Annotated in this window: 14 protein-coding genes; 10 read left to right on the top strand and 4 right to left on the bottom strand. The window is 58.1% G+C overall.

Annotation, left to right across the window (positions count from 1 at the left end; genetic code table 11):
* Positions 1-32: 32 nt before the first annotated feature.
* Complete coding sequence (locus ACR0AD_RS16920; RefSeq protein ID WP_480488621.1) at positions 33-914, bottom strand: AEC family transporter; 882 nt, start codon at positions 912-914, stop codon at positions 33-35.
* Between the two features lie 80 nt (positions 915-994).
* On the opposite strand from ACR0AD_RS16920, the gene hspQ reads away from it, so the two are divergent.
* Positions 995-1,321, top strand: a complete 327-nt coding sequence (gene hspQ / locus ACR0AD_RS16915; RefSeq protein WP_209504966.1) for a heat shock protein HspQ — start codon at positions 995-997, stop codon at positions 1,319-1,321.
* Between the two features lie 35 nt (positions 1,322-1,356).
* Here the strand turns inward: hspQ and ACR0AD_RS16910 are convergent, their stop codons facing one another.
* The 3 genes from ACR0AD_RS16910 to ACR0AD_RS16900 all read right to left on the bottom strand — a co-directional run bounded on the left by ACR0AD_RS16910 (position 1,357) and on the right by ACR0AD_RS16900 (position 3,963).
* A complete protein-coding gene (locus ACR0AD_RS16910; protein ID WP_480484100.1) occupies positions 1,357-2,934 on the bottom strand; it encodes a gamma-glutamyltransferase family protein in 1,578 nt (525 codons plus the stop codon).
* 219 nt (positions 2,935-3,153) lie between these two features.
* Positions 3,154-3,603, bottom strand: a complete 450-nt coding sequence (locus ACR0AD_RS16905) for an ATP-binding protein (protein WP_267365664.1) — start codon at positions 3,601-3,603, stop codon at positions 3,154-3,156.
* 21 nt (positions 3,604-3,624) lie between these two features.
* A complete protein-coding gene (locus ACR0AD_RS16900) occupies positions 3,625-3,963 on the bottom strand; it encodes an STAS domain-containing protein (RefSeq protein ID WP_480484099.1) in 339 nt (112 codons plus the stop codon).
* A gap of 101 nt (positions 3,964-4,064) precedes the next feature.
* Here ACR0AD_RS16900 and ACR0AD_RS16895 point away from each other — a divergent pair, with 101 nt between their 5' ends.
* The 9 genes from ACR0AD_RS16895 to ACR0AD_RS16855 all read left to right on the top strand — a co-directional run bounded on the left by ACR0AD_RS16895 (position 4,065) and on the right by ACR0AD_RS16855 (position 12,513).
* On the top strand, positions 4,065-5,237 hold the full coding sequence (locus ACR0AD_RS16895; RefSeq protein ID WP_480488623.1) for a thiolase family protein: 1,173 nt from the start codon (positions 4,065-4,067) through the stop codon (positions 5,235-5,237).
* Between the two features lie 73 nt (positions 5,238-5,310).
* Entirely contained in the window at positions 5,311-5,766 is a 456-nt protein-coding gene (locus tag ACR0AD_RS16890) for a GAF domain-containing protein (protein WP_480488625.1), read from the top strand.
* A 100-nt stretch (positions 5,767-5,866) separates the two neighbouring features.
* Entirely contained in the window at positions 5,867-6,385 is a 519-nt protein-coding gene (locus ACR0AD_RS16885; RefSeq protein ID WP_480484097.1) for a GNAT family N-acetyltransferase, read from the top strand.
* A 126-nt stretch (positions 6,386-6,511) separates the two neighbouring features.
* Complete coding sequence (locus ACR0AD_RS16880; RefSeq protein ID WP_267365885.1) at positions 6,512-7,081, top strand: helix-turn-helix domain-containing protein; 570 nt, start codon at positions 6,512-6,514, stop codon at positions 7,079-7,081.
* Positions 7,081-7,704: a LysE family translocator gene (locus ACR0AD_RS16875; protein ID WP_480484096.1), complete on the top strand. Its 624-nt coding sequence runs from the start codon at positions 7,081-7,083 to the stop codon at positions 7,702-7,704. The genes ACR0AD_RS16880 and ACR0AD_RS16875 overlap by 1 nt, the downstream gene beginning before the upstream one ends.
* A gap of 4 nt (positions 7,705-7,708) precedes the next feature.
* Positions 7,709-8,089, top strand: a complete 381-nt coding sequence (locus tag ACR0AD_RS16870; RefSeq protein WP_480484095.1) for a GFA family protein — start codon at positions 7,709-7,711, stop codon at positions 8,087-8,089.
* Positions 8,090-8,105: 16 nt separating this feature from the next.
* On the top strand, positions 8,106-10,559 hold the full coding sequence (locus tag ACR0AD_RS16865; protein ID WP_480488627.1) for a GcvT family protein: 2,454 nt from the start codon (positions 8,106-8,108) through the stop codon (positions 10,557-10,559).
* A 14-nt stretch (positions 10,560-10,573) separates the two neighbouring features.
* Positions 10,574-11,608 carry an alcohol dehydrogenase family protein gene (locus ACR0AD_RS16860; protein ID WP_480488660.1) on the top strand — a complete coding sequence of 345 codons (1,035 nt, stop codon included), beginning with the start codon at positions 10,574-10,576 and terminating at the stop codon, positions 11,606-11,608.
* An 11-nt stretch (positions 11,609-11,619) separates the two neighbouring features.
* Positions 11,620-12,513: a homocysteine S-methyltransferase family protein gene (locus ACR0AD_RS16855; RefSeq protein ID WP_480488629.1), complete on the top strand. Its 894-nt coding sequence runs from the start codon at positions 11,620-11,622 to the stop codon at positions 12,511-12,513.
* Positions 12,514-12,522: the final 9 nt, after the last annotated feature.

The following is a 12,522-nucleotide window of genomic DNA, read 5'->3' as shown; positions in this document are numbered from 1 at the left end:
GCGCAGATTGAGCTCTGAGGAAATCACAATCGCTATAAAACAATGGCAAGAATTATGGGTAACGCCGCCACGGAAAGTACGGTGGACACCATGACCATGCCGGCAACGGCATCGGAATCGGCTTCAAATCGTTCTGCCAACAAATATGAGGTCACAGCGACCGGTGTACAAATTTGCAATATCAGAACGCCAAAGGCGACAGTGTCCAGATCAAACAACACCCCAATCCCCCAGCCCAACGCAAAGCAGACGATAAGTTTCAGGACTGACAGCCAGAGCGCTTGCCCCAGACTACGCGAGGTCAGGCGGGCGATTGCAACACCCACCGTGACTAACATCAGCGGAACAGCCATTTGCCCCAAAAGCTCTAACGTGTTGGTTAGAAATGTCGGAGTTTGCCACCCCTGCCACAAAAACACCGCACCCAGAATGGTCGCCCATGCCATCGGCTGGCGTAAGACCTGTCCCCATGCGCCTTTTCCGGCGACTAGGTAGATCCCATAGGTGAAAGAAAACAGCGCGGTTACAGACAGAAAGATGACCGCGTAACCCAAACCAATCTGCCCGAACGCAAAGATACATAGCGGCAGGCCAAGATTGCCGGTATTGCCGAAAATCAGCGGTGACAGGTACGTGCGCTGATCCAGTTTCAATCCGCGAACAATCAACCAGAACACCCCAGCCAGCAGAAGATTTGCGACCAGAGTTGCCGACGTGAAACGCGACAAATCTCCGCCCGGAATGTCGGTTTGCATGAGTGCAACAAAGATCAGACTGGGCATTGCCAGCGTCGTTGCAAAGCGTGTCACAAATTGCAGCCGGTATTCGAACCCCAGTTTGACCCACGTAAAGCCAATGGCCGCCAAGAGAAAAACCGGGGCCACGATTTCGAACACTGTCAGTATTAGGTTCACAGACTGTTTCCCTGAATTTCACATCAATGATTGGCATTTCGGGCCAAAAACCGTTAGTAAATGCGGTGGGGGCCGAAACAATGTTAAAGACACGCGCGAAATACGGATTGGGCCAGGTGGTCCGTCACAAGAAACACCCTTTTCGAGGGGTGATTTTTGACGTGGACCCGGAATTTTCGAACACAGAAGAATGGTACCAGGCCATTCCGGAAGACAGCCGTCCACGGAAAGAACAGCCGTTCTACCACCTGCTGGCAGAGAACGACCAATCCTTCTATGTTGCTTATGTTTCAGAACAAAATCTGGTTGCAGACTATTCTGGAGAGCCGGTCGAGCACCCGGATATCTCCAACATGTTCGGCCCGTTTGAAGACGGTGCTTACCCTCTGCATTTCCACCTGAACTAGGTTTGGCGAACCGGTCGGCATTGCACTGCCGCTGATCAGTATCCAAGGGCGCACCCATCTTTGCGCGGGTCGCTGGCACCTTCCAAAACACCGTCTTTTCGGATTCGGATCGCTTGCGCTCCTCCAAGCGGCGTTTCTGGAATTTCAATATTGTGTCCAATTTCAGACAATTGTTTCGCTACCTCTTCGGAATAGCCCCGCTCCAGCTTCAGGACATTCCCATCGAAAAAGGCACGCGGCGCGTTGATGCTTTCCTGTAGCTCCAGCCCAAAGTCCCTAAGGTTCGAAACGAAACGCGCGTGCCCGGTCGGTTGATAAGCACCGCCCATGACGCCGAATGGCATCGTGACACGGTCATTCTCGGTCAACATCCCCGGTATGATCGTGTGCATCGGGCGCTTGCCGCCAGCCAGTTCATTGGGGTGACCCGGCTGAAGCGTGAACCCCGCGCCCCTGTTCTGAAGCAAGATACCGTATTTCTCGGATGCGATCCCTGATCCAAAGCTATGAAAGATCGAATAGATCAGCGACACAGCCATAAGGTCGCGATCGACCACCGTGATATAGACCGTGTCCCTGTGAATGGCTTCCGTCAAAGGTGCTGCTGCGGGCATTGCGCCTTTTGGGTCAATCAATGCAGCCAGCCGGACCGCAACATCCAAATCAAGAAACCGCTCGGCCCGTGCGACATGATCGGGATCCGCAATGAACCGGTTGCGCGCGTCATAAGCCAGCTTGGTGGCTTCAGCCTCGATATGAACCCGTTCTGCTCCAAATGGATCCATACTGGCCAGATCGAATTGTTTTAGAATGTTCAGCAACAGGATCGCGGTCGCGCCTTGGCCGTTTGGCGGGTGTTCGACCAGATCAACACCCTTGTAGGCTCCGCGCATGGGCTGCGTTTCAGTGCACTTGGTGCAGTGAAAGTCTTCGGCGGTGTGGACACCTCCGCGTGCAGACAGGGCCCGGATCATATCCTCGGCAATGTCTCCTGAATAAAATGCGTCGCGTCCCTGACTGGCGATCCTGCGCAAGACCTCAGCCTGACCGGGGGCGCGAAAGATCTGACCGATAGCTGGTATCTGCCCTTTGATCAGATAATGGTCACGCGCAGCACCCTGTAATGTGGCCGCCCCGGTTTTCCAGTCAAACGCAACCCGGGGGGCCACCGGAACGCCAGCCTCGGCATAGTGGATTGCGGGTTCCAGAATCGCGTCCAGCCCCAATCGCCCTTCGGTTTCTGCAAGGTGACAGAAGGCGTCCACGGCACCGGGAACAGTCACCGCATCCGGACCGCTCAACGGTACAGACGACAGGCCTTTGTCCCGCAAGGGCTGCGCCCGCGCGGCGGCCGGTGCGCGACCCGATCCGTTCAATGCGCGTATCCGGTTTTCGCCCGCACGGCTGAACAAAACGAAACAATCGCCCCCCAACCCGGTCATCTGCGGTTCGCAGATGCCAAGCAGAACCGCACCTGCTATCGCGGCGTCCATGGCGTTGCCGCCGCGCTCAAGAATATCGATTGCCACTTTGGCGGCTAGCGGGTGCGACGTTGCGCACATCCCCCGCGTTGCAAAAACTTCCGACCGGCCAGGTTTGTGCAGATCACGCATGGTGGGTTCTTTCTCCTTCAAACAGGGGAAAGCTATTCTCTGATTGCCGGTTGTCCAGTCAATTCAAGTTTGGGGGGAGATCCTCGGCGCCGTTCACTGGGTGGGGGCTGTGATAATTGGCGCCGAGGGAAGCTATCTGAGCTACGAGTCACTGTATGGCGGCGATTTGCGGCGCGACAATGTTTCGAAAATGGCGTTATTGTGGCCAATTGCGGCTGATTACCCGTTCTTGTCAAAGTTAAATCGCAGGGATAGCCGATTGCACCCGTCGCGACGCTCATAACAGATATCGCTGGTCAGTTGATGAATCAGGAACCAGCCGAACCCGCCTTCGGGCAAATCCTGAATGCGGGTTCCCAGTGGTGCCGGCGTTCCGTCTGGTGGTTCGTAGCCGGGCAATGGATGGCCCGTGTCCGAAATCAGAATGTCCAGCCGGTTTCTGTCCAATCGGCATGTCACCTGAACCCCGGCCGGGGCCACGTCCATATAGGCATGTTCCACAACGTTGTTGATTGCTTCTGCCAGTGCGATCTTGACATCGTCCGCCTTGTGCGGCGGCAACCCTCGTTTCGCCAGTCCGGCGCTGAGTTTCGCAATCCCCGCACTGGCTTCTGTTTCCGTTGCGGGAAAGCTCAATTCCAGGCAGGTCGCGTTACAAATGGGCTCCACGTTGTCGCACTCCTGCTGTTGTCACCTGTCTGGTTCCGACAGGGCGTCATCCAGTGTTGCAAACAACCTGAACACGGTATCCATGCGCGTCAGGCGAAAGACCTTTTCCACCACGGGCTGCGGGCCTGCCAGATCAAGCCTTCGGTTCAGCCCCAGTTGTTTCATGGACGCTACGATTGCGCCCAGTCCGCTTGAATCGATGAACTCGACGCCTGAAAGGTCCAGGACAACCCGATCGGCGCAGGCCTCGGTCTCTGCGCGCATGTCTTCTTTGAACTGAATGGCCATCGCAGCGTCGATCCGGTCAGAGTGAACCGTGATAATCTGTGTCGTTCCGTCTGATGTGCTGGTCAGCCCCATGGTCCGGCTGCCTCCAATCTGAAAATGAGTCGTAGAAATACGCTAGACGCGAATTCTTACCATTCGGTATTCAAGGGCCGGACGACAGGAGGATTATCCGGATGAGAGATGTTGTTATTGCAGGCGCTGCCAGAACACCAATGGGTGGTTTTCAGGGCATGTTCGACGGTGTCGCAGCATCCGAGCTTGGCGGCGCAGCGATTCGTGCCGCGTTAAAGCAGGCAGGGGCGCAGACGGTTGACGAGGTGTTGATGGGATGTGTCCTGCCCGCAGGTCAGGGGCAGGCACCGGCGCGCCAGGCGGGTTTCGCGGCGGGTTTAGGCGAGGAGGTTCCTGCCACCACGCTGAACAAGATGTGTGGTTCCGGGATGAAGGCGGCGATGATGGCCTTCGACCAGATCGCATTGGGTCTTGCGGACACAATGGTCGCCGGAGGGATGGAGAGCATGACCAACGCGCCCTACCTGCTGCCGAAAATGCGGGGCGGTGCGCGCATCGGTCATGGTCAGGTGATCGACCACATGTTCCTTGACGGGCTGGAAGACGCCTATGACAAGGGCCGCCTGATGGGAACCTTTGCCGAAGACTGCGCCGAGGCGTATCAGTTCACCCGCGAAGCGCAGGATGAATATGCCTTGAAATCCTTGTCCAACGCACTTTCCGCGCAAGAAAGCGGTGCTTTCGAGGGCGAGATCGTCCCCGTCACAGTGCGCACGCGTAAGGGTGAGGTCGTACAGGTCGCTGATGAGCAACCCAAATCCGCCCGTCCCGAGAAAATTCCGACACTGAAACCGGCTTTCCGCAAGGACGGGACAGTGACCGCCGCCAATTCCTCGTCAATATCCGACGGCGCGGCGGCGCTTGTTCTGGCATCGGCTGAGGCGGCAGAAGCGCAAGGACTGACAGTTCGGGCCCGGATTTTGGGACATGCCAGCCATGCTCAAGCGCCCGGACTTTTCACGACTGCACCGGTTCCGGCGACGCAAAAGCTTCTGTCCCGCATCGGTTGGAACAAGGATGATGTCGACCTGTGGGAGGTCAACGAAGCCTTCGCAGTTGTGCCGATGGCTTTCATGCACGAAATGGGATTGCCGCGCGACAGGGTAAACGTAAATGGCGGGGCCTGCGCCTTGGGCCATCCTATTGGCGCATCTGGCGCCCGTATTCTGGTCACTTTGTTGAACGCGCTCGAGAAACGAAATCTCAAGCGGGGGGTTGCTGCAATCTGTATCGGCGGCGGTGAAGGAACAGCTATCGCGATCGAACGCATTTGACCCTTCATCTTTTTCGAAATACTCCGGGGGTTCGGGGGCGGCGCCCCCGAGTTTTCCAAGGGGTTTGGAACCTATGACCGTCGATTACAGCGCGCTGGCTAGTACAATTGCAGCATTGACCGAAGGCGAAAACGATCAGGTTGCCCTGATGGCTACCGTTGCTTGCGAGGTCCACCATTCCGACGATCGTTTCGACTGGACCGGGTTTTACCGGGTGACAGAACCGGGCTTGCTTAAAATTGGCCCGTATCAAGGTGGCCATGGCTGCCTCGTCATCCCGTTCGAACGCGGCGTCTGCGGGGCGGCAGCGCGCACCGGCGAAGTGCAACTGGTGCCCGACGTGGACGCGTTTCCGGGTCACATCGCCTGCGCCTCGTCCACCCGATCCGAACTGGTTCTGCCGGTCCGGAACGCATCGGGCGAGCTGATTGCAGTTTTCGACATCGACAGCAATCAACCCGACGCGTTCTCAACCGAAGACGCGGATAACCTGTCCGCGATCCTGTCAAAGACCTTCGCGCAAGCCTGATTGATTTTCGGTCTGTACAAGGTGCGTCTACCGGTTTCCTCTTTTCGATTTCGCTCGGGGTTTGATAAAACAGGAAAGCCCGAACCGTATTGGATTAACCATGGTCCCAGGCCATTTCCGAACTCCGCGCCTCTCGGTTCGCAACTGGAAGGTTGAACTCGCCGATCCGCGATTGCGGGTTCGGCTTGAAGATGATCTTGTCACGCTTCTGACCCCTGAGGTCCTGAAACACCTGCCGCCCCCGATGCAGTTGCAGGGCCGGGAGATTTCGAACTGGATTGATGAAAGACGTGCTGAAAGCGATATTCTGCTTGCGCGCCAAAGCCGCGGTAACCACCTGATCGGCCTCATGGTGTTGGCCATGAGTTCTGACACCGAGGCAATTCCAAGCCTTCACATCGGCTATTTGATTGCTCAAACCGCTTGGGGGAATGGTTACGCCCCCGAGTTGCTGCAAGGCTTGCAGGACGCATTGACGCCTGGGCCTGCCGTGCGTCTCATTGCCGGGGTCGGGCGTGACAATCCAGGTTCAGCCCGCGTTCTGGAAAAAACAGGCTTTACGCTTTGGCCGGAGCGCGCCTCGGACACCGCCGATATTTATGTTTACCATATTAGCTGAGTGACCGAGCCGTCAGGGCATAGCCAATCCGGAATATGGATCCACGTGAAAAAATGCTTGGAAATTTCATGGAATCGAGTCATCGTGAAAAAAGAGGTGAAATTTTCACGAGCGTTGGAGCTATCCTTGAACAGTCAGGCCCCGCAAAGTGCGACACTCGGTGCTGATATCCGCGCGCTGCGCAAGGCGCGAGGATTGACGCTGAGTGATATCGCGATCCGGTTGGACAGGTCTGTGGGCTGGCTCAGCCAGGTTGAGCGTGACATGTCCGAGCCGTCGATCTCGGACCTGAGGCAGATCGCCGAATGCCTTGGCGTCCCCATGTCGATGTTGTTTGCGCATTCGGCGGCACCGGCGGACGAGCAGGGATATGTCGTGCGTGCCGGCTCGCGCCGCCCCATGGGGTCGGGCGAGGAAGGGTTGATCGAAGAGCTGCTCTCGCCGGATCTGACCGATGATTTTGAAATGGTGCATTCCACCTTCAAACCCAACTCGCAGATGCAGACACCGGCCAATCGCCCGACACAGGAAGTCGGATACATGATCTCGGGCAAGCTGGACCTGACAATCGGGGGACGCGCGTTCACGGTTGGGCCGGGTGACAGCTTTCGATTCCGACATGAACCCTATCAATGGGCCAACCCTTATGATGAGCCCGCTGTAGCCATCTGGGTTATCGCCCCGCCGGTTTATTGATGTCGTTCGAGGCCTGGACCATATTCGCGTTGTTCTGGGTGGTTTTCGTGACCACCCCGGGTCCGAACGCGGTCAATTGCATCTCGAACGGGATGAGCCTTCCGTTTCCAAGGGCAATGCTAGGCGTATTGGCTATTCTCACGCAGGCCAGCGCCTTTCTGATCCTGTCTGCGCTGGGTGTGACCGCCCTGATCGCTGCATCGCCGACCGGGTTCTTTGTCGCCAAGTTGATTGGCGCGGGATTTTTAATCTGGTTGGGGATTCGCGGCTGGATGAATGCGACAAGACCCGCACCAGCCTCCGAGCGTCCGGCGCGACATGTCTATCTGCACGCGCTTGCGGTGGCCACGATCAATCCCAAAAGCGTCGCCGGATACCTGGCCGCGTTTTCGCAGTTCGTTCAGCCCGAGGTTCCGATCTGGCAGCAGATGGGGGTTATCATGCCGACCGCGCTGGTCATCACCACACTCAGCTACACCGGCTTTACGGCGCTGGGTGCCTTGATGGGCAAGGCAGCGTTGGGCGCGGTGTTCAATATCTGGGTGCGCCGGATCACGGCGGCCTGTTTTGTCATCTACGGTGTGTTGTTGGGAACCAGCACCACACCCGCAACAAAGGGGTAGTCAGATGCATAAGGGATCCTGCCTTTGCGGCTCGGTCGCGTTCACGATCGACGGAGACCTGTCGCCGCCGTCGGTCTGCCATTGCGGACAGTGCCGCAGACAGTCGGGCCATGTCTGGGCTTCGACTTCGACCCATAAGGACAACCTGAGTTTCTCGGCCAGTGACACACTCAGCTGGTATTGCGCGTCTGACATCGCCCGGCGCGGATTTTGCAGCAAATGTGGCTCGTTCCTCTTCTGGCATCACAACCAGGAAGACACGATTTCGATTTCCATGGGCGCGCTGGACGCACCCACAGGTCTTTCGCTCTCGAAGCACATCTTTGTGGCTGACAAGGGCGACTACTATGACATCACGGACGATCTGCCTCAAGAGGCACAGTAACAAGGATCAAAAACGCATGAGTGATTTTCCAACAAAAGCCCGCGTGGTCATAATCGGTGGCGGTGTGGTGGGGGCTTCCTCGCTGTATCACCTTGCCAAGAAAGGCTGGACCGATTGTGTTCTGCTGGAAAAGAACGAACTGACTGCCGGGTCGACCTGGCATGCGGCAGGGAACGTTCCGACCTTTTCGACCTCATGGGCGATCATGAACATGCAGCGCTATTCGACCGAGCTGTATGCGCGTCTGGGCGAGGAAGTCGATTACCCGATGAACTACCACCAGACCGGTTCGATCCGACTGGCGCATTCGAAAGAACGTGTGCAGGAGTTCGAGCGCGCCATGGCGATGGGCCGCTATCAGGGTATCCCGATGGAAATGTGGACCCCGGAAGAGGCGAAAGAGCGCTATCCCTTCCTGGAAACGCACGATCTTGAAGGTGTTCTCTACGACCCGACGGATGGTGATATCGATCCGGCGCAGCTGACCCAGGCGCTGGCCAAGGGCGCACGCGATATGGGGCAGAAGATCATCCGTTTCTGCCCGGCGACTGGCGTGACGCAGCATGGCGACGGCACCTGGACCGTGCACACGGACAAAGGCGATATAGCCTGTGACTATGTTGTGAACGCAGCCGGGTATTATGCGCAGCGTGTGGGTGAATGGTTCAAGCCCTTCGGTGGCCGCACCGTTCCGGCAATGGTCATGAGTCACCAGTACCTGCTGACCGATGAAATCCCCGAGATCGAAGCATGGACCAAGCAAAGCGGTGCCAAGCTGCCGCTGCTGCGTGATGTGGATGTCTCTTACTACCTGCGGCAGGAAAAGAACGGCTTCAACCTTGGTCCTTACGAGCCCAACTGCAAGGGCCACTGGATGACCGAAGACGATCCGATGCCGGATGATTTCAGCTTTCAGCTGTGGAATGACGATCTGGACCGCATCGAAGATATCGTCACCGATGCGATGGAGCGGGTGCCGCTGATGGCAACCTCGGGCGTTGGACGCGTCATCAACGGGCCGATCCCTTATGCGCCGGACGGGCTGCCGCTGATCGGCCCGATGCCGGGTGTGAAAAACGCGTTCGAGGCGCATACTTTCACCTTCGGCATCGCGCAGGGCGGTGGCGCAGGCAAGGTTCTGGCCGAGTGGGTCGTTGATGGCGCGACCGAATGGGATATGTGGGCCGTCGATCCGCGCCGCTATACCGATTACACCGATCAGGATTATTGCAACCAGAAAGGCATGGAAGTTTATGGCAACGAATATGCCATGCACTTCCCGCACCATGAATGGCCTGCCGCACGAAACAAGAAGCTGTCGCCCGTGCATGACAAGGTGATCGCGCACGGCGGTGTCATGGGGGCCTATAACGGCTGGGAACGCGCCAACTGGTTTGCACAGCCCGGTGATGACACCTCGCTCGACGCGACCCACACCTGGGGACGGTCCGGTCCGTGGGAACAGCGGATCAAGGAAGAATGTGAGGCCGTGCGCGATCATTGTGGCGTGTTGGACCTGCCGGGCTTCTCGCGGTTCAAAATACAGGGGCCGGGTGCTGATGAATGGCTGCGCGGTCTGGTTGCCGGGGCATTGCCCAAGATTGGTCGGGTTGGGCTGGTTTACTTCGCAGATGACCGCGGGCGTATCCTGACCGAAATGTCGGTCACGCGCGAGGCCGAAGACCTGTTCGTTCTGGTCACTGCAGCGACCGCGCAATGGCATGACCGTGAATGGCTTGAGCGTCACATACCTGCCGATGCCGAGTTCACGCTGGAAGACTGGACAACGCGGATGAGCACGCTGATCGTTACCGGGCCTCGATCTCGGGACATTCTCAGCAAAGTTACCGAGGCCGATCTGACCTTGCCGTGGCTCAGCTTTCAGGAAAGCGAAATCAAAGGCGGATGGGTCGCTCTGCTGCGTGTCTCATTCGCTGGTGAGCTGGGCTGGGAAGTTCACGCTGAAAATGCGGATATGCCTGCGATCTACGACGCGATCATCGATGCCGGTGCCAAGCCGTTCGGGATGTATGCGCTGAACTCGCTGCGGATCGAAAAGGGGTACCGCGCCTGGAAGGGCGATCTGTCGACCGACTATTCCCTGCTTGAAGGCGGGTTGGAGCGGTTCGTCAAGCTGGACAAACCGCAGGACTTCCCGGGCAAGGCCGCAATCCTGAACGAAAAGCAGCAAGGCGTGAAAAAGTCCTTCGTCACCCTGACCGTTGATGCGGGCGATTGTGACGCGCCGTATATGTCCTGCATCTGGCATGGCGATGAGATCGTGGGCGAAACCACATCCGGCGCATGGGGCTACCGTGTTGGTAAATCCATCGCGCTGGGCATGATCCGGGCCGAGCTTGCCAATCCCGGAACTGAGCTTGAGGTCGAAATCTACGGTCAGAAATGCCACGCTGTTGTAGAACTGGATCAACCGCTCTGGGATCCCGAGAACGAGCGGTTGCGCGCGTGACGCTTCCGGCGACCATGTCCGGCGTCTATCTGACCGGCCATGGCGGGCCAGAGGCGCTTGAATGGCGCGACGATATCCCAGTCCCGGCCCCTGGGCCGGGGCAGGTACTTGTTCGGGTCGCTGCAGCAGGCGTGAATAACACGGACATCAATACGCGGATCGGCTGGTATTCATCGGATGTCACCGGCGGGACGGATGCCGTCGATCAGGATGTTGAAGCCGGAGGGTGGGGCGGTGCACTGAACTTTCCCCGCATTCAGGGCGGCGATCTGTGCGGGATCGTTGTAGAGGTCGGGTCAAACACGGGGTTCAAAAAAGGCCAGCGTGTGACTTGTCCGATCAACCTGCCGCGTCCGAGCCCAAGAAACCCTCAGGGCTTTATTGCGCTCGGGTCTGAGATTGATGGCGCTTTTGCCCAATACTGTCTGGTTGAAGCAAATGACCTTTATGACGTAAGTGCATCGCCCCTGTCAGACGTGGAAATTGCGGCCATTCCATGTGCCTTTGGTACTGCCGAAAACCTGCTGACGCGCGCGGGCGTGACGGCAGGGCAAAAGGTTCTGATCACCGGCGCGTCAGGCGGCGTTGGTCTGGCGGCGGTGCAGCTTGCTGCGCTGCGCGGAGCGTCGGTTTGGGGTGTGACGGCGGCAGCGAAGGCAGAGGTCGTCAAATCCCAAGGCGCGTTGGGCACATTTGGCCGGGATGAGCTGCCGCCGCAGGATATGTTCGACGCGGTCATCGATGTGGTGGGCGGGCCCGCATGGGCATCGCTGATCCTTGCCCTGAAACCCGGCGGGCACTACGCCGTTTCGGGGGCAATTGCCGGCCCGATTGTCGAGGCTGATCTGCGAGACATCTATTTGCGCGATATCACCATCCACGGCTGCACGCATCAGGCGCCCGAAGTCTTTGGCCGCCTTGTGGAGTTGATGAATACCGGACGGATCAAACCACTGGTTTCCCGAACCTACCCGTTGAAGGATATCGCCCGCGCACAGGCTGATTTTCAGGCAAAGACCCTTCCGGGTAAACTCGTGCTGCTGCCTTAAGGAGCAAGGACATGACAAAGATCACTCTGTTGGACGGTTCAATCGGACAGGAACTGGTCAAACGCAGCGGAGACCGGGCGACGCCGCTATGGTCCACACGTGTGATGATCGACCACCCTGATCTGGTCGGCGCGGTGCATGGCGACTACTTCCGCAGTGGTGCCACGGTTGCGACCACCAATACCTACGCCGTCCACCGCTCACGCCTGGTGCGGGTGGGGATGGAGGACCAGATGCCCGCCCTTATCGACAGTGCCCTGACGCAGGCCGAACGTGCCCGTACTGAGACTGGGGGGCGGATTGCCGGGTCTCTGGGGCCGCTTCTGGCATCTTACCGACCCGACCTGAATCCCGACCCGGCAGAAGCGGCGGAAAAGTTCGCTGAACTTGTGGCCTTGATGGCTGCACGCGTCGATCTGTTTCTGATCGAGACAGTATCTTCGGTGCAGGAGGCCGAGGGCGCGCTGCGTGGAACGACCGGATGTGGCAAACCAGTCTGGCTGTCATTCACGGTCAATGACGACGATGGCCGTCGCCTCAGGTCCGGCGAACCACTCAGGGATGTCGCGCCTTTGGTAGAAGAGTTTTCGCCTGACGCGCTGCTGATCAATTGTTCGCGCCCCGAAGCGATCCCGGCTGCTCTGGAAATCCTGTCCACTATGAACAAGCCCTATGGTGCTTACGCCAACGGCTTTACACATATTTCAGATGAGTTTCTAAAGGACGCGCCGACAGTGGATGCATTGGATCAACGCCATGATCTTGATCCCGATGCCTATGCGGATCACGTCATGCGTTGGGTCGATCAGGGGGCCACGATTGTCGGCGGGTGCTGCGAAATTGGCCCGGACCACATCGAAGCGCTGGCCAAGCGGTTGCGTGCTGCCGGGCACGAGATCGTCTAAGGTGACAGC

This window comes from Ruegeria sp. BH8, assembly GCF_056538065.1.
This window is presented reverse-complemented; position numbering and strand designations above follow the sequence as displayed.

What these genes read in the sequence shown, in the direction of transcription:
- ACR0AD_RS16885 (WP_480484097.1), top strand. Translation starts at nt 5,867, where the DNA reads ATGGTCCCAGGCCATTTCCGAACTCCGCGCCTCTCGGTTCGCAACTGG.
- hspQ (WP_209504966.1), top strand. Translation starts at nt 995, where the DNA reads ATGTTAAAGACACGCGCGAAATACGGATTGGGCCAGGTGGTCCGTCAC.
- ACR0AD_RS16895 (WP_480488623.1), top strand. Translation starts at nt 4,065, where the DNA reads ATGAGAGATGTTGTTATTGCAGGCGCTGCCAGAACACCAATGGGTGGT.
- ACR0AD_RS16875 (WP_480484096.1), top strand. Translation starts at nt 7,081, where the DNA reads ATGTCGTTCGAGGCCTGGACCATATTCGCGTTGTTCTGGGTGGTTTTC.
- ACR0AD_RS16865 (WP_480488627.1), top strand. Translation starts at nt 8,106, where the DNA reads ATGAGTGATTTTCCAACAAAAGCCCGCGTGGTCATAATCGGTGGCGGT.
- ACR0AD_RS16900 (WP_480484099.1), bottom strand. Translation starts at nt 3,963, where the DNA reads ATGGGGCTGACCAGCACATCAGACGGAACGACACAGATTATCACGGTT.
- ACR0AD_RS16890 (WP_480488625.1), top strand. Translation starts at nt 5,311, where the DNA reads ATGACCGTCGATTACAGCGCGCTGGCTAGTACAATTGCAGCATTGACC.
- ACR0AD_RS16870 (WP_480484095.1), top strand. Translation starts at nt 7,709, where the DNA reads ATGCATAAGGGATCCTGCCTTTGCGGCTCGGTCGCGTTCACGATCGAC.
- ACR0AD_RS16855 (WP_480488629.1), top strand. Translation starts at nt 11,620, where the DNA reads ATGACAAAGATCACTCTGTTGGACGGTTCAATCGGACAGGAACTGGTC.
- ACR0AD_RS16910 (WP_480484100.1), bottom strand. Translation starts at nt 2,934, where the DNA reads ATGCGTGATCTGCACAAACCTGGCCGGTCGGAAGTTTTTGCAACGCGG.
- ACR0AD_RS16860 (WP_480488660.1), top strand. Translation starts at nt 10,574, where the DNA reads ATGTCCGGCGTCTATCTGACCGGCCATGGCGGGCCAGAGGCGCTTGAA.